We start from the raw sequence: 16,738 nt of genomic DNA on the forward strand, positions 1-16,738 counted from the left end.
GGAGATAATAATTAAAAAAATAAAGCTTTATTAGTTATAAAAAAATTATTCTTGTGTTCCTAAATCAAAGTTATTATCTTTATTTTCTTTCAAACTTACCACAGCAGCCTCAGTTGTAATCATCAAAGCAGAGATAGAAGCAGCATTAAGAACAGCTTGACGAGTTACTTTAGTAGGGTCAATTATACCTTCTTTTAAGAGACAAACATACTTACCTTCTTTAGCATTAAACCCAAAATTTAAGGGTTGTAAAAGTTGTTGTTTTACCACATCTTTACCTGAAAATCCTGCATTATAAGCAATTTGATAAGTAGGTACTAAAAGACTTTGTACTACTACATCAATTCCTTGTTGTACTTCTTTATTATCAGATACCAAAGTATCTTTTAATTCTTGATAAACCTCAACTAAAGCTTTTCCACCACCAACTACAATTCCTTCAGTAATAGCAGCTTTAGTAGCATTAAGAGCATCTTCAATACGTAATTTTTTATCTTTTAATTCAGTATCAGTTGCAGCCCCAACTTTAATTAAGGCAACTCCTCCTGATAATTTAGCTAATCTTTCTTGCAAATTTTTAATTTCATAATCAGAAGTAGCATTTTTAATTTGAGTTTTTAATACTTGAATACGTTTTTCTAATTCAGGACTTTTAGAATTACTTATCAAAGTAGTATTATCTTTTTTAATAATAGCTTTATTGATATTTCCTAAATCATCCATTTTTAAATCTGCTAATTTCATATTAAGTTCTTTAGAAACAAAATTAGCTTTTGTAAGTACTGCAATATCTTGTAACATTTCTTTTTGATTATCACCAAAACCAGGAGCATTAGTTACAACTACATTAAAAGTTCCTCTTAATTTATTAGCTACCAAAACCCCTAAAACTTCATTTTCCACAGCTTCAGCTACAATTAATAAAGGTCTAGATGCTTTTACTACTTCTTCCAAAATAGGTACAATTTCTTGCACAGTACTAATTTTATGATCAGTTACTAAAACTAACGCATTTTCTAACTGTACTGTCATACTTTCTCTATCAGAGACAAAATAAGGAGAAGCATATCCTTTATCGTACTGCAATCCTTCAACAACTTCTAATTCTGTTTCAAAACCTTTGGATTCATCAACATTAATAACTCCATCTTTTCCTACTTTTTGCATCGCTTGGGCAATGATTTTACCAATTTCTTGACTACCTGATGAAACAGCAGCCACATTTTGAATATCTTCTTGGGCGTCTACTTTTTTAGATTTAACTAAAAGTTTTTTGGCAACTGTTAATGCAGCTAACTCAATTCCTTCTTTTACTAAAACAGGATTAGCTCCTGCATCAATTGCATCAAACCCACGATGAATCATACTTTGTGCCAAAACAGTTGCTGTAGTTGTTCCATCTCCTGCTTTATCGTTAGTTTTGGAAGCTACTTCATATACTAACTTTGCTCCCATATTTTGATAAGGATTTTTTAATTCAATTTCTTTAGCAATAGAAACACCATCATTTACAATAGCAGGTGAATCATAGGCTTTTTCTAAAATAACATTACGTCCTTTAGGTCCTAAAGTCACTTTAACAGTATTTGCAATTTCATCTACTCCTTGTAATAAAGCTTTTCTTGCTTCTTTGCCATAAAGTATTTTTTTACTCATTTTATTACTCCTTAAATATTTTGATTATTGATTATTATATCTTATTATATCTTTATTTATTGATTTATTGATATTTAATTAATATTTATAATTTTATGATTTATAATTTTAAAAAAGTTTAAAATATTGTCTTTTCATTTATTAATACTTAGTTTATAATTATTTATCTTATCTATATTATCTTATTTAATTTGTGCCAAAATATCTTTTACAGCAACAATTAAATAATCTTTTTCTCCTAAAGTAACTTTGCTACCAGAATAGCTTTTATAAACTACTTCATCATCTTTTTTTAAACCTTCAACTTTGGAACCTACTCCAACAACAACCCCAACAGAGGATTTTTCTTTTTCTGATAAAGCCAAAATAATTCCGCTAGCTGTTTTAGTTTCTTCCATTTTCAATTTTAAAACAACATTGTCATGTAAAGGGATAATTGTTTTTTGTTTCATGATTAAACTCCTTTTAATTTAATAATTTATTATAGCAAATAAAATATTTTTGTAATGATTTAATTTTGGCACTAAATAATTTAAGTGCCAAAGCAATTTTATTATATCATAAGATTTAATAATTGGCAAGTATTAAAAAAAATAATTTGGTTTGGAGGATTCAAAAATTTATTTTATATTTTTGGTAAATATTATTAAATTTGTCTTATTGGGATTGAAAAAAAGTTTTTCATTTATTTTATTGTTTATTCATTTATGTTATTGTTTATTCATAAAAATAAGTTTGATAAATAATCTTTAATCTTGGATTAAGATAAATAACACAACCAAATAATAATAAATTACAAGTAATAACTGTTTCTAAATTAAGAACAAAAATAGTGATAAAGGAAGTTATTTCATTAGCAAAAAAGATATTATAATATGGATTATCTTTTAGAATATATTTAATACTTGGCAAATAACATAAATAACCATTTATAGCATAAAGACAAGCATGAATTAACATAATTATAATTAAAATACTTAATAAACGTATAATATTTTTTTTATTAATATTAAAATGACTTAAATCTTTACAATATAATAATCCTGTAAAAGAACAAGATAAAAGAGGTATTAAAGTTTTTAAAAGATAATTAAGTATAAAAAAAGCTACTTTATTAATATTTATTTTTTCAATCAAAAAAATATCATAATCAGCTAAAATCCAAAAATGTCCCAAAGTAGTTACAAATTCACAAAACAGATAAATAAGAAGCATTAAATAAGCTTTCTTAAATCCAAAGAAAAACCCTAAATAAAATAAAGGTACTAAAGCCAGATTAAAATAAGCTTTATAAGTTAAAGGAGACCTAAAATAATCATATAGCCCCATTTGTTTAGAAAGATGAAATAATATAAGAGCTAAAGCAAGTATATGAGCTGCTAGAATATATTTATGCAAAGTCTTTTTAGTCTTTTGAGTGATGTAAAAATACAAAATATTGCTCCTTTTAGTTTTCTAATATACTTGATAAATTATTTTTAAGGAATATATTATATTTCTTTTATCACCTCAATTATAACATATATCAAAATAGAATAACATAATGTTAATATAAATAATTTATTCAATTTATCCAACAAAGATAAATAATTTCAATTAGGATAAAATAAATAATGGATATAAAATATCCATTATTTATTTATAATTATTATTTAATTTTTGTGTTAATTCATCTAATCCGCCATACACTTCTTTAAAGACTTCATCTAAATCGTTTTGTTGTAATGTTTGTTTGGTTTCTAAAAACTTTCTTTTAGAAGCTTCTACAAAATAAGCAATTAATTTATCACATTGAGCTTCTTCCATTAATTGATTAATTTTAGGATTTAAGGTTTGGTTGAAATAATGCATTGCTTGTGTTAAATAAAGAACTTGTGTATTTCTTTTATTATAAACCTTAGCTAATTCTTGTAATTCATTACAACGTTCTTCTGGTGTATTAAGGATTTTCATACCATAAACTTGATAAAAAGCTGCTCTTAAATCAACTACTCTAACTTCTTTTTCTAAGTCCTTTTGTAATTGTTTAACTTTTGCTTTAAAAGGTTTTTTTCTTGGTCCAATTGTGCCAGTTTTTGTACTAATTTTGTTATGTCTTCTTCTAATTTTAATGGGTCTTCTTTTTGTAATAGTTCTTCTTTTTGTTTATCTTTTATTTGTTGTTTTAGTTTTTCAGCCTCTGGATTTGGTTGTGGAGGTTGTTGTTCACTGTTTGGAGGAGTTGGCGTTACATCTTGTGGCGGAGTTGAAGAAGCATTTGATTCAGATGTTTGTAGAGTTGATGAGGTAGGAGGTTGTAAGGGTTTTGGTTGGAATTGTTTCTCGTTTAATTTGTTTAATTCTTCTTGCAAAAACTCTATTTCAAAATTCAATTTAGCTATTTTTTCTTCTAATATAATTTGTTGAGCTTTCTTTTCGGCTGTTTCTTTTTCTATTTTTGTCTCTTGTTGTTTGATTTGTGCCATTTTGCTTTCATTTTCAACTATTTGTTCTAATTTAATTTTTCTATTATGCAATTGTGTTTTTAATTCTTGAATGTCTTTTTGGAGTTGGTCTTTTTCTTCTTGTGATAAAGATAAAGTATTTGCTTCTAATTGTAATTTTTTAGTTTTATCATCAATTTCTTTTTGTTTTGCACGACTTTCAGCACTTAAACGATTATTCATATTAATAACAGATGATTCAATCATATTTTCTAAACGTCTATTAGAACGCGATTCTGCATCAAACTTATCAAGAAAGGGATTAACAGTTTTTAAAAGATATTCTAATGCTTCTTCGTGAAAAGGATTTTTTCTTAAAACATTAATCATTAAATCTAAGTATTTAGCTCTGGCTGTTGCATCACCAACATTTAGATCTTTAAAAGCTTCTTCACATTCATCAATAAATGTTATAAAACATTTAAAGAGTTATAATTGTTGATATAATGAAAAATTAGCAGATAAATTGGTGTTAAAATGAAAAAATTAAAACAAAAAAACAACTTATTACAACAAATTATTAAAAAAATAGAAAAGATAGAAAAAAAGATGGTTTTTAATTTGGTTAAAAAATTTCAAAATAATTTAAATTTAAGCACCATTTTAAAAACGATTAATATTAAACGGAGCACATATTATTATTGGCTAAAAGTTAAAACAAAACTCAAAGAAAAAGAAGAAAAATCCCTTTTACAACAAAAACGCATTAAATCTTTATGTAAAATTAACGAATATTTCTTCGGCCATCGAAAAATTACTGATTTATATCAAAAAATCTTTAATGAACCCATCACTAAGAAAAAAGTTTATCTCATAATGAAAGAAAAAGGGATTTGTTGTCGTCTCAGAATCAAAAAAAATAAATATCATTATCATTCTTTAAAGGATAATTTAAATATAGCCCCTAATTTAATTAATCAAGATTTTAAAAGCTCTGAACCAATGCAAAAACTCTTCACTGACATCACTTATTTTAAAACTCCACAAGGATTTTTATATTTTTCTTGTATTATCGACTCTTTTAACAATCAAATAGTCGCTTCTCATGTTTCTAAGCAACAAAATAAGGATTTAATTTTAAACACTATCAAAAAAATTCCTAAACTAAAAAATCCTTGTATTATCCACTCTGACCAAGGTTCAGTTTATCAATCTTTAAAAATCCAACATAACTTAACCAAAAAAGGATTTTCAATTAGTATGTCACGCAAAGCAACGCCTAGAGATAACGCTGTCATTGAGAACTTTTTTGGTCAAATGAAAAGCATTTTATTTTATCGCGATCCTTTTTTATTCCAAAAATATCCAACAAAAATAAAAAAAATAATTAATCAATTCCCCTCTTTTTGGAATAAAAAATGGCTTTTAGCTAAATTAAACTATCTTTCACCTATTCAATATGCACAAAATTTAAGATAAATCATTTAAAAAAATCCCTTAAAAACTAGACCTTTTAAAAAAAGGTTATCTTTTTGCGCCTTTTTTTTCAATAAAATGATATTATTAATAATAAAATGTATTTTCTTTTCATTTTGTATATGAGTTTTTAACTTTTTTTACCTAACTATATAATGAAGAGATAAAATATTAGCAAAAAGATCTTTTGAAACTAGCAAATTATAAAAAAACATTAGACACTTTTCCGTCTAATCAAAATACTTTGTTAGTTTGAAAAGATATGAAATTATCACTTAATTTTAAGTTTTAAAGAATAATTTTAGAGACAAATATTGTTTAAAAAACGGAACAGCGCACATGAGCCTTGCAAACTTCTACTTGTTTGCTGGTTAAATTTAGTATTTGGGATATTTTGCGATTAGAATAACTAGGGGTGATATTCTTCGTTAATATTTCCTAAATGAATCCCAAAACCTAATCTAATAACGTTAAATTCGTTTTGACTTAATTTGGTTTTTAGTTTTTTTAATAAGAGTTCATGATTTACTTGTTTTAACCATAATTGATGAGGGTTAGGAATTTGATAATGCCATGTATGTTTTTTTCTTGAAAAGAAGTGTTATTAGTTTTATAAGTTTTTTGAGGAATGGAAGGCGAATGGCTTTTTCTTATTAATTCTCTTATTTCTGATTTGATGGTTGGAGTTGCGTAAGAAATAAAGTCATATCCTAAATCTACATAATTATCTAAAGCCTTGATTAATCCTAAAACCCCTTCTTGGTATAAATCCTCTTTTTGAAGGACACGTGGATAATATTTAAATATGTTTACTATTTTATTTACTAATGGTAAATGTAAATTGATTAGTTGATTTCTGTTTTCTAAATTATTTTTGTTTTTTAAAAATGCTTTAAACAATTCTTGTCTTAACATTTCATTCCTTTCTAAAAAAGTTTTTAGAAAAGATATGAAAATTACTTTAGTCTTGAAACAAAAAAAAGACTAACTTAATAGTTAGTCTTAAAGAATTTTTAAAAAACAAAAAGTGTCTAAACTTTTGGAACACTTCAATGTGATAAAGATAATATAGTATTGTAAATATCTCCAGCTTTATATTTTATTTCGTTGTTGTTTAAACTGTTTCTATCTTTTCTAATAACACTGGTTTTTTTTAATAAATTAGGTGTATTTTTTTGTATTTGTGATAGCGGTGGGGAATCACTGAGAAAAACTATTTTTCGCTTGTTGGTTTTGAGTTTGATTTTTGTAATCCTTTTTGGGGTTTGAGGGTTTATCGTTGTTCTTCTTTTGCTTTTGTTGTTGTGTCCCTTTATTTGGGTTTGGGTTGTTTGGTCTTCCTCGTTTTCCTTTACCATGTGAAACATTCGCATTATTACTTGTACCTCTATTGACATCTAAAACTTGATTTTATTCTCCTTGTTTATTTGTCGTTAAATTTTCTTGAATGCCTTCATTACTTTGTATATTTCCTTCTTTATGGGATGAAACTGTTTTAATTCCTGCATCTTTTTGCTTTTCATGTTTTTTACTTTCAGCTACAAAACTACTCAAATTATAACAAGCAATATATAATGTAAAATCATGCCCATTTACGTGTTTTATTGGTACAACCCAAGAATTAGGATTTGGTCCTTTACAATTATTAGATTCTAATTTGTGTTTATCTTTAATCCATTTTTCAATAGTTTTTATTTGTCCTGCAAAATTAGAGTTTTTATTAAACAAAAAAATAGCACCTTCTTTATTTTGACCATTGGTATAATTCATTAATTGATCACAGGCATGATCAATATTTTCCATCTATTTATTAAGAACTTTATCAAACATTTTACATTCAGCAATATATACAAAATCATCAAAATCAACTTTAATATCAACTTTACCTCCACAATTCATCGCTTCTTTATTGATTTTTATTTGCGCAGGATAAATTAATTGTAAATACATAATAATAAGTTCTACAATAAAATTTTCTTTTTCCTTAACTGAATGTTCTTTAACAATTTTTTTATTTTCTAACGAACTACAAAATAAATGAATATCTTTATTAATACGATTAAAACGTTCTTTTGCATCAATTGTTAAAATATTAGATTTATTTTCTTCAGTTAAAAATTTAGATCCACCAAAGGCTTTAACTCTCCTTTTATTGCTTCTAATTGTTCTTTGGATAAAACTATTTTGCCATCCTTAATTTCTTTAATTTGGTTTTCTGTTAAAGTAGTCAATTGAAATTGTTCCTTTACTTGTTAAGCAACTCTTTGAGCCAATTGATTTGTCTTATTATCTCTTTGCTCTTGTGTTTTAGGTGATTTTATGTCTTTGGATAAATTAGGTTCTTTAACATCTTTAAAACTCAAATATCCTAACTTACTTACAACAATTACAAAAACTAACAACGAAAATAACATTGCAATTAAGGAACACATAAAGACAATCAATAAATTTTTTTCGCAAACATAAATATCTCCTTAATAAAAATATGAATAATACAAATGTTAATAATTCAAATGAAATAGGGAAAAATAATTAGGAATGAAAATAATAAATAAAATAAATAACAACAAATATAATAAACCCTAAGCAAAAACAAAATATACTAAAAAAATAAAATATCCATTCTTTACTACTAGGGGCAAATTATTGGAATGTTTCATCTAAATATATATTATATTTTAATTGTAGCAAAAAATATAGCAAAAATCCAAGAAAAAACAAAGTGTTTATGTACAAACCAAATAAAGGCTTTAACTATTTTACTAAATTATCAAATAAATATACAAATATAATGGAGATGATGGAGATGATGGAGATGATGGACAAAAAAGATAATAATCGTGCGCAAAATAAAATAAAAATAATCAAATCAAATAATGTTCCAATTAAAATAAATCCCTATCCTAAATATAAAATTATCCCAAACCAAACAACTAACAATAAATTTATTTTTAACAAAAAAAACAAAAAAACATCACCTAAATAAACCCTTATTGTGATATAATAACTTATATATTGTAATTAACAAAGGAGAAAAACAATGAGTAAATGTTATATCACTGGAAAAACCACCCTTTTTGGTAATCGTCGTAGCCACGCTATGAACGCAACTAAAAGAATTTGGAAAGCCAACTTACAAAACGTAAAAATTGTTGACGAAAACGGCAAGGTTCAAAAAGTAAAAATCTCTGCTAGGGCACTCAAAAAGCTCAAATTACAAAGAGCCTAAAAACTCTTTGCCTTCCCTTTCTTTCTTATTTTTTATATTTATATTTTATGATTTTTTCATAAAGATAAAGAAAGAAATAAGAAATCAAAAGTTCAAAAATCCCATCAAAAAGTTCAAATAATAAAAATTAAAAAATAATAAATAATAAATAATAAAATACAAACACATCGCATAACAAAATAAAAATAAATAAAATCAAAAAAAATAATAAGGAGTACTAAACACATGAAAGCAAATATTCACCCTCAATTTGAAACAGTGGAAGTTTCTTGTGCAACTTGTGGCAAACAACACCCAATTGGCACCACAGTTACTAGCATCAAAATAGAAACTTGTTCTAATTGCCACCCTTTTTACACTGGCGCCCAAACTTTTGTAGTTAAAGCAGGGCCAATTGACAAATTTAACAAACGTTATGGTATTACACAAGACCAAAAAGTTAAAACAGTTCTTTTAAATGTTGATAACCAAAAAGAAACCACCGAAGAATTGATTAAAAATAAATAATAAATACTTAAAAAAAAATAAAATAGCAAATCACCCTCCAAGTTCTTTTGGACCAACTATCACACCACAAAAACCAAAAAAATTAATTCAAATTATCTTATTTATAAAGGAGTTTAAAAGAATGACCCAAAAAGAACAAGGGCAAGGGTTTATTGAAGTTGTTTGTGGACCAATGTTTGCAGGTAAAACAGAAGCATTAATTCAACGCAGTAATCAAGCATTACAACTCAACAAAAAAATTTTATCCTTTAAACCGCGAATAGATGACCGTTATTCTGTTAAAGAAGAAATAGTTTCTCACAATCAAAACACTATTCCTGCTATTTTAATTGACAAAAGCAAAGACATTCTCACGTTTATTACTCCTGAAATTAATGTTGTCATAATAGATGAAGCCCAATTTTTAGATAACGACATTGTCGCTATTGTAGATTATTTAGCTAACTGCAATATTGAAGTTATTATATCAGGTTTAGAACTTGATTTTTGCGGAAAACCATTCGGACCAATGCCTTATTTATTAGCAATTGCAGACAACGTTACTAAATTAACTTCGATTTGTGCTATCAGTGGCAAAAAAGCCAATCGCACTCAAAGATTAATTGACGGCAAACCTGCTCAAAGCAATGAACCTATTGTTTTGGTAGGCGGAAAAGAATACCACGAACCTCGTTGTCGCAAACACCATTGTTTAGCAGATATTGACAAAACAAAAATTAACTGGGGGAACTTCACCAAACAATCTAAATAACTCCACTAAAATAATTCATCTCAATAATTCGTTTGGAATGTGGATTAATACTTAAAATATGGAAAATAACAACCAACAACATATTTTTTTTATGAAAGAAGCTTTAAAAGAAGCCCAAAAAGCCTACCTCAAAGAAGAAGTCCCCATCGGAGCTGTCGCTGTTTTAAACCAAAAAATAATTGCACGAGCTCACAATAACAGAAACACTAAAAAACTTTTTTTTGGACACGCTGAATTTTTAGCCCTCATGAAAGCAGGCAAAAAGATAAACAGCCGTTTTTTAAATGATGTATCTCTTTATGTCACTTTAGAACCTTGCTTAATGTGTACAGGAGCCATCATACAAGCAGGCATCAAAAACCTTTATTATGGCACAAGCATGGAAAAATCATATTCTTTTAATGATATGTCATCTATCCAAAATATGCCTTTTATGGATAAATTAAATATCCAATCAGGACTTTTAGCTCAAGAAAGCATGCAACTTTTACAAAAATTTTTTCAAGAAATAAGAATCAAAAAAAAATAATTTACTATCCCGATAAAAATAACAAAAAAACAAAAAAATAATTTTAGCAATCCAATAAAAACTCTTATCACAACCAAATTAGACCATCACAACCGATGGTCTTTTATTTTCAAAAAAACTAATTTGCCAATAATAAAATTTTGTTATTTTAAATATTGACACATTCTAAATAATACACCCTACATTAAAATTACAAATAAATACTAATAAAAAATACTATATTAAACCACATTTACCAAAAAATAAATAATAAAACAAACTAAAAACAACCTTTAATATTTATATCTATTATTTATTTTACTTTTATCTTAACTATATTTATCATCAAAGGCAACCAACCAATCAAACACAACAAAATAAAAAAATTAGAAATATTGCTAAAAGCCCAAAATATGAAACATTCCAATCAACTAAAAACAGCTCAAAAAATAATTACTATCTTAAAAACAAACGGATTCGAAGCCTTTATTGTGGGTGGCACTGTCAGAGATTATTTACTCCAAATAAATGCTAACGAAGACATCGACATCACTACTAACGCCGCCCCCCAACAAATAAAACTCCTTTTATGCCCAGAAAAAACAACCCAAATAAAAATTAATTATGGTAGCTTTAAAATAACTTTTGAAAATTATCTTTTCGAAATTACTACTTACAGAAAAGAAGGCACTTACAAAGACTATCGCCACCCTAGTGAAATTTTTTTCACCAAAAACGTCCATCAAGACCTTTTAAGACGTGATTTTACTATTAACGCTCTTTTAATGGATGAAACTGGTAAAATATTTGATTTCACACCTGAAAAACAAGGGAAAAAAGATTTAAAGCAAGGTTTGATCCGCACCATCAAAGACCCTTTTATTAGATTCCAAGAAGACCCTTTAAGAATTTTAAGAGCTTTTTATTTTCAATCTAAACTAGGATTTTGCATAGAAAAAACTACCCAAAAAGCTATCATCAACAAAAACCATTTATTAGCTAAAATTTCTTCTCAAAGAATATATGAACACATCGAAAAAATCATCACTCACAAAAACTGGCACCAAACTTTTAAAAATATGATAGAAACTAAAACCCATCTATTTTTACCCCAACTAAACCAAAGCGTTCTTTGTTTAGCTTATCTACATGAAACTCAACTTAAATACATTCAAGCACACAACAAATTAAAAAGAAGAATTTTTTGGTCAATGTCGCTTTTACTCAACAACCAAATCCTTGCATCTTTTCCTTTTACCAAACAAAAGAAAAAAAGCTACCAAAACATTGCCTCTTTAAGTTTATATCTTTGGGAAAATATTACTTTTAATTTATTTAAACATGGATTAAAAAATTGTCTCCTAGCTAATCAAATTAATTATCTTTTGCAAAAAGAACCTTATGCAGCAGCCAAAATACAATATATTTATCAATATTTACCAATAAAAACAATTACTGAACTTAATTTTAGTTGGCAAGAAGTCTTAAAACAATTACCCCACAAACCCAAAGGAAAATGGATTAAACATACACAAAAACAACTAATTATCAAAGTACTTAATAGAGAAATACCCAACATTAAAGAACAATTGATTAATTTTGTACTTAGCCAAAATCAAATCCTAGATAAACAATAAATAAAATAATGAATAAAAATAAAATGAACTAAATTATGTAATAACAAAATTATAAACATCAATTTATTTTTGTTTATAAATGTAATAATGCAAACTTACTATTTCCATTTACAAACACTTTCATCAACATATTTTTATCAATCCCAATCTAGACCAATAGGAAACAAACGTATGAAAAAAAACCAAACCAACATCTTACCCAAATATCAAAAAGGACAAATCAACTTTTTTACAGGCAAAGTAACAAGCATCAATCAAGGACTTCATTTTTATAATATCACCTTGCAATTACAAGACAAAATCGACATCAACATCAAATTAGAACCTCAAACCACATCACCTATCCAAGGACAAATATATCATTTTAAAACTATTTGTCTTCTCAAAAATGAAGAACTTATTTTGATGAATCAAACATACAATTTAGCTTATAATGTATTAGATATGCAAACTTTGTATGAAACTTATTTAGCCTTTTATGAATGTGCTCCTATTTCTTTTGCAATAGTAAAAGACGAATTAGAAAACTATTTACATAAAATAAAAAACAAAGTCTTAAAACAAATTACTTACAATTTATATTGCAAAAACAAAAATAAATTTTTAATTTCCAAAGCAGCGTTAAAAATTCATCATAATTATTATGGCGGACTTGGTTATCATACTTTAACTATGTTAAAAATGGCAGAATCTCTTTTAAAAATTTATCCTTTTTTAAATAGTGATTTACTATTTGCAGGTACTATTTTACATGACATGGAAAAAATTAAAGAACTAGATTTAGAACAAAAAAACTATACTCCCAAAGGTTTGCTATTAGGTCATTTAGTTATGGTTGCTTGTGAAGTAGAAAAAGAAGCACAATTATTGGGTTTTCAAGATAAAGAAGAAGTATTGTTATTAAAACATATGTTAATTTCTCATCATGGACTTTTAGAACATGGAGCTGCCAAAAGACCACAAATAGGAGAAGCTCTTTTACTTTGGTATTTAGATAATATTGATTGTAAATTAACGTCTTTACAAGAATTTTTACAAAAAACCACCACCCAAACATTTACAAAACCCATCCCTGTTTTAGAAAAAAAAGGGTTTTATAAATCATTAGATTTAGATCAAAATAATGATGATGAATAATTTTGTTTTCTTAATTGCAAAAAATAGTGAGTTTGAAAATGCATTTAATAATAAAAAAAGACCGTTTTTAACGGTCTTTTTTGTTGTAATAATCATTATTTATTATCTATTTTATTTTTATTATAATATGAAATATTAAAAGTTTTGTAATAAATTATCCAAGTAAGAATTCTTGCAAAGTTTGCCAAGGCAACAAAACACAATTAATTTTACCTGGCAATTGATAAACTATATCAAATGATTTTAGATCAGAATTAAGCAAAGTGCTGTCATAAGTTTGATTTTGTACCATAGCCATAAAATGATTAATTTTGTTTAAGGTTTGTGTTTTGGTTAAATGTTGCAAATAAACTGACATAACACTGGCAGAAGCAACACAAATAGAACAAACATTAGCTTCATATTTAATATCTATAATTTTATTGTTATCACACTTTAATTGAATAATAACTTTATCACCACAATAAGAAGTTTGTTTTTCAAACGGAATATAGCCTGGAAGCCGAACATCGGTTTGATTTTGTGGATTGTGATAATGTTTCATAATTATTTCGTGTTTTTTAACATCAAACATTTTATTTCTTTCTGGCACTTATAATAAAAAATATGTGAATAATTTGATTATAACCATTTTTGTTGAATTTATTCTCTTAACTCATTCTGGTCTTTTACCATAATATAATCCTGAGTTGTGCCATCATGTAAAAATTGTACTTTTCTATAATGAGTGTCATTTAAAACTTGTTTAAGGATTGTAACTTTGGGAGTTGTCTCGGTTCCTGTTTTAGCAGCTAAAATAACAACATAAGATAAAAAAACATCTTCTTGAGGTTCAATATTTTCTTCTTTGCCTAAACCAATAGAACCGACTCTTACAAAATTACTATCTCTCATCATACCAGGACAATTAATTGCAAGATCATATTTTTGAGTATCTTGAAATTTTTGAGGAATTTCTAAAAGATGCGAAGTTTTAATAAATTCAAAATCATAAATGTTTTTGACATCCTTTAAGGATAGATTAAAACCTTTTTCTTTGATGGTCTTGTTCGCTTACTTCAACGAGTCCTAATTTTTTGAGCAAAATCACAAGGAGCTATGTGCAATTCATTAAAAAGGACGTACAAAACACGTAAATGTTTGTGTTTTTTTAACATCTTCCAAATTAAAATATATTATACCATCAGCTTTGCCAGAAGAAATTAAATCTGTTCCTTCTGTATAATAATTTACCTTAGTAACTTGTAGGTCAATACCGTCTTTTTTTGACTAAATCACGAGCTTTATTGAGGGTATTTACAACTGATTGCAAAGGGCTTGCAACTTTAATAATTTGGGGAGTTTGCATAAATTTAAAACCTTTCTCAAGCAAATAAATAATTTATTTAAATTTAAGGATTTGAATGCAACGAAGCTATTAGAAATATTTTAATGGGTAGTATAAATAAAAAATAAATTCATAATATTTTTAGTAATGGTTAAAGTGTTGCAAAACAATTAATTTAAATTTTTCATAAATTAAAATAGATAGATTGCAGTAAATAAAATTGGCATTATCTAACTAAATTAGACAACAAAAGTAGTCAAATAAAATAATATTTTTAGTAATTTTTAGTTGGTAATTAATTTTGGTTGGTGTTTGATTGCTTGAAAAAATTATTATATATAAATAACTTGGTGAATGCATGAAATGATAGCAATTTAGTCGATAAAAATAAAAAAGACCAACTTAAAGTTGATCTTAAATATTATATTCAAATTTGATTGTCTTAATGCTTAATAAATGAAATGGTTCAAAAAATTATGCTTTGGGAATAGTTGAAATAATAGTTAAAGGATTTTGTTTTAAGACTTTTTTTAATTGTTTTTTGATTGAAACATGATTTAAGAAAAAAGGATAAGCATAAGCTAAAGCAAAAAATAAAACTATATTTAACAAAAATAAATAAAGAGGCACAAATTCTTTTAAAGATGAGTAAAGGGTGGGCGAATACTTTAAAAATAATTCTAATTTGCCTTGCAAAGAAGCTGATATTGCCATGAATAAAACAAATATCAAAAAGAATAAAGGAATTCCCAAAAATTGAATAATAACTATTTTTATATTTAAATGATGAAATATTTTGTGAATATCTCGATCAGAAACCCCTAAAGATTTTAGAATGCCAATATCTTTGTTTTTTAAGGTGATAATATTTCTCATATGAATAATCATTTGATAAAAAGATATACCTAAAAAATATATGTGAAATGATAAAGGTGCTAATAACAACCAAAATGTCTTGTTTTTGGCTTGACTTTCTGGTGTGACATAACCTAAATTACAAAACCAAAGAAACATATTGAAAAATGTTAAAAAAGAAAGAGTTAAGAATAAAGCACCATTACTAGATGTAGAAATGATTTTAAAAGATAATTTCTTATTATTTTTTAAAATATTTTGAGTTACTAAAAGAGCTGTTTGTTTGGAAAGATGAGTTTGTACTAAAGGCAAATGCATTGCTTGATGTTGAGAACTATAATTTTCATTTGCCAAAGTGGGTGCAAAATCTAGTTCCATAGTATTATTTTTTTGTTTTAATAAATTAGCAACTTCTTCTTGGGTATAAGTTTTATTTTGCAATATTTGGGGTTTATCAGTGGAAGCTTTAGTTACTTTTTTAGTAAGGTCTTTTGCAATTTGACCATCAGCAAATTCAATAATGCGGTCTGCATATTTATAAGCACTTTGGGTATCATGAGAAACTATAACAACTAAGGTATCTTTTGATATTTGTTTTAAACATTCAAAGATTTTTTGTCCTGTTTTTTCATCTAAATTACCAGTAGGTTCGTCTGCCAAAATCATTTTAGGATTTTTAATTAAAGCACGAGCAACACTTACTCTTTGTTTTTGTCCTCCTGAAAGTTGATTAGGATAGCGAGTTTCTAGACCATCCAATTCTACTTGTTTTAATATTTGTTGCATTTTCCAATTATCTACTTGTTTTGATTGTAGTGCACAAGCTATTTGAATATTTTCAAAAACTGTTAAATTATCTAATAAATTATATTCTTGGAAAACAAATCCTAAAAAATAATTGCGATAAGCATCTAGTTCGAATGAAGCAAATTCATTAATGTTTCGTCCTAAAACTGTAATATTTCCCTTAGTGGGTTTGTCAAGCCCTCCTATGAGATTCAATAAAGTAGACTTACCAGAACCTGATTTACCAATAATAAAAACTAATCCTTTTTGAGGCAATTGAAAAGAAACATTTTCAAGGACTTCTGTATTTTGAAATTTTTTAAATAAATGGTTAATTTTTAACATAAAAAATTAATCTCCTTTTTATTTCGTATGAAATTGAAATAAAAACACTAATAATATAATATTTAAGAAATAATAATAGCAAATGATGTAAAATAAATTAT

At 26.3% G+C, this 16,738-nt stretch carries 19 protein-coding genes and 1 pseudogene; 7 read left to right on the forward strand and 13 right to left on the reverse strand.

The window, feature by feature from the left end:
* Positions 1 to 45: 45 nt before the first annotated feature.
* From groL to MBSPM3_RS02525, 5 genes are all read right to left on the reverse strand, one after another.
* A complete protein-coding gene (groL, locus tag MBSPM3_RS02505; protein ID WP_069028372.1) occupies positions 46 to 1,656 on the reverse strand; it encodes a chaperonin GroEL in 1,611 nt (536 codons plus the stop codon).
* A 182-nt stretch (positions 1,657 to 1,838) separates the two neighbouring features.
* Complete coding sequence (locus tag MBSPM3_RS02510; RefSeq protein ID WP_011160495.1) at positions 1,839 to 2,108, reverse strand: GroES family chaperonin; 270 nt, start codon at positions 2,106 to 2,108, stop codon at positions 1,839 to 1,841.
* Positions 2,109 to 2,373: 265 nt separating this feature from the next.
* Positions 2,374 to 3,090, reverse strand: a complete 717-nt coding sequence (locus MBSPM3_RS02515; protein ID WP_069028373.1) for a hypothetical protein — start codon at positions 3,088 to 3,090, stop codon at positions 2,374 to 2,376.
* Between the two features lie 201 nt (positions 3,091 to 3,291).
* The gene (locus MBSPM3_RS02520; protein WP_069028374.1) at positions 3,292 to 3,609 is read right to left on the reverse strand and encodes a hypothetical protein; all 318 of its coding nucleotides are present in this window, start codon (positions 3,607 to 3,609) and stop codon (positions 3,292 to 3,294) included.
* A gap of 53 nt (positions 3,610 to 3,662) precedes the next feature.
* Positions 3,663 to 4,469, reverse strand: a complete 807-nt coding sequence (locus MBSPM3_RS02525) for a hypothetical protein (RefSeq protein WP_069028375.1) — start codon at positions 4,467 to 4,469, stop codon at positions 3,663 to 3,665.
* Positions 4,470 to 4,616: 147 nt separating this feature from the next.
* Between MBSPM3_RS02525 and MBSPM3_RS02530 the strand changes: the two genes are divergently transcribed.
* On the forward strand, positions 4,617 to 5,558 hold the full coding sequence (locus MBSPM3_RS02530; protein ID WP_069028376.1) for an IS3 family transposase: 942 nt from the start codon (positions 4,617 to 4,619) through the stop codon (positions 5,556 to 5,558).
* 315 nt (positions 5,559 to 5,873) lie between these two features.
* Here the strand turns inward: MBSPM3_RS02530 and MBSPM3_RS02535 are convergent.
* The 5 genes and pseudogenes from MBSPM3_RS02535 to MBSPM3_RS02550 form a co-directional block, all read right to left on the reverse strand.
* Positions 5,874 to 6,470, reverse strand: a pseudogene (locus tag MBSPM3_RS02535) (sigma-70 family RNA polymerase sigma factor).
* A 134-nt stretch (positions 6,471 to 6,604) separates the two neighbouring features.
* On the reverse strand, positions 6,605 to 6,952 hold the full coding sequence (locus tag MBSPM3_RS02540) for a hypothetical protein (RefSeq protein WP_069028377.1): 348 nt from the start codon (positions 6,950 to 6,952) through the stop codon (positions 6,605 to 6,607).
* Positions 6,953 to 6,965: 13 nt separating this feature from the next.
* A complete protein-coding gene (locus tag MBSPM3_RS02545) occupies positions 6,966 to 7,358 on the reverse strand; it encodes a hypothetical protein (RefSeq protein WP_069028378.1) in 393 nt (130 codons plus the stop codon).
* Positions 7,359 to 7,505, reverse strand: coding sequence for a hypothetical protein (locus MBSPM3_RS03020; RefSeq protein ID WP_157084489.1), 147 nt, complete (start codon positions 7,503 to 7,505; stop codon positions 7,359 to 7,361).
* A gap of 302 nt (positions 7,506 to 7,807) precedes the next feature.
* Entirely contained in the window at positions 7,808 to 7,987 is a 180-nt protein-coding gene (locus tag MBSPM3_RS02550; protein ID WP_232308830.1) for a hypothetical protein, read from the reverse strand.
* A 608-nt stretch (positions 7,988 to 8,595) separates the two neighbouring features.
* Between MBSPM3_RS02550 and rpmB the strand changes: the two genes are divergently transcribed.
* From rpmB to MBSPM3_RS02580, 6 genes are all read left to right on the forward strand, one after another.
* Complete coding sequence (gene rpmB / locus MBSPM3_RS02555) at positions 8,596 to 8,784, forward strand: 50S ribosomal protein L28 (RefSeq protein ID WP_011160481.1); 189 nt, start codon at positions 8,596 to 8,598, stop codon at positions 8,782 to 8,784.
* Between the two features lie 225 nt (positions 8,785 to 9,009).
* Positions 9,010 to 9,291, forward strand: coding sequence for a 50S ribosomal protein L31 (gene rpmE, locus MBSPM3_RS02560; RefSeq protein WP_069028380.1), 282 nt, complete (start codon positions 9,010 to 9,012; stop codon positions 9,289 to 9,291).
* 121 nt (positions 9,292 to 9,412) lie between these two features.
* Complete coding sequence (locus MBSPM3_RS02565) at positions 9,413 to 10,042, forward strand: thymidine kinase (RefSeq protein WP_069028381.1); 630 nt, start codon at positions 9,413 to 9,415, stop codon at positions 10,040 to 10,042.
* A 58-nt stretch (positions 10,043 to 10,100) separates the two neighbouring features.
* Positions 10,101 to 10,571 carry a nucleoside deaminase gene (locus MBSPM3_RS02570; RefSeq protein ID WP_069028382.1) on the forward strand — a complete coding sequence of 157 codons (471 nt, stop codon included), beginning with the start codon at positions 10,101 to 10,103 and terminating at the stop codon, positions 10,569 to 10,571.
* Positions 10,572 to 10,963: 392 nt separating this feature from the next.
* Positions 10,964 to 12,187 (forward strand): CCA tRNA nucleotidyltransferase, encoded by a 1,224-nt coding sequence (locus MBSPM3_RS02575; protein WP_069028383.1) that lies wholly within the window; start codon positions 10,964 to 10,966, stop codon positions 12,185 to 12,187.
* An 87-nt stretch (positions 12,188 to 12,274) separates the two neighbouring features.
* Complete coding sequence (locus MBSPM3_RS02580; protein WP_069028384.1) at positions 12,275 to 13,324, forward strand: HD domain-containing protein; 1,050 nt, start codon at positions 12,275 to 12,277, stop codon at positions 13,322 to 13,324.
* Positions 13,325 to 13,478: 154 nt separating this feature from the next.
* Here MBSPM3_RS02580 and MBSPM3_RS02585 read toward each other — a convergent pair whose 3' ends face one another.
* The 3 genes from MBSPM3_RS02585 to MBSPM3_RS02595 all read right to left on the reverse strand — a co-directional run bounded on the left by MBSPM3_RS02585 (position 13,479) and on the right by MBSPM3_RS02595 (position 16,637).
* Positions 13,479 to 13,898, reverse strand: coding sequence for an iron-sulfur cluster assembly scaffold protein (locus tag MBSPM3_RS02585; protein WP_069028385.1), 420 nt, complete (start codon positions 13,896 to 13,898; stop codon positions 13,479 to 13,481).
* 68 nt (positions 13,899 to 13,966) lie between these two features.
* Positions 13,967 to 14,221 carry a hypothetical protein gene (locus MBSPM3_RS02590; RefSeq protein ID WP_157084491.1) on the reverse strand — a complete coding sequence of 85 codons (255 nt, stop codon included), beginning with the start codon at positions 14,219 to 14,221 and terminating at the stop codon, positions 13,967 to 13,969.
* A gap of 904 nt (positions 14,222 to 15,125) precedes the next feature.
* Positions 15,126 to 16,637: an ABC transporter ATP-binding protein gene (locus tag MBSPM3_RS02595; protein ID WP_069028387.1), complete on the reverse strand. Its 1,512-nt coding sequence runs from the start codon at positions 16,635 to 16,637 to the stop codon at positions 15,126 to 15,128.
* Positions 16,638 to 16,738 lie beyond the last annotated feature (101 nt).

This window comes from Candidatus Phytoplasma zeae, from assembly GCF_001712875.1.
Taxonomy (GTDB): domain Bacteria; phylum Bacillota_I; class Bacilli_A; order Acholeplasmatales; family Acholeplasmataceae; genus Phytoplasma; species Phytoplasma asteris.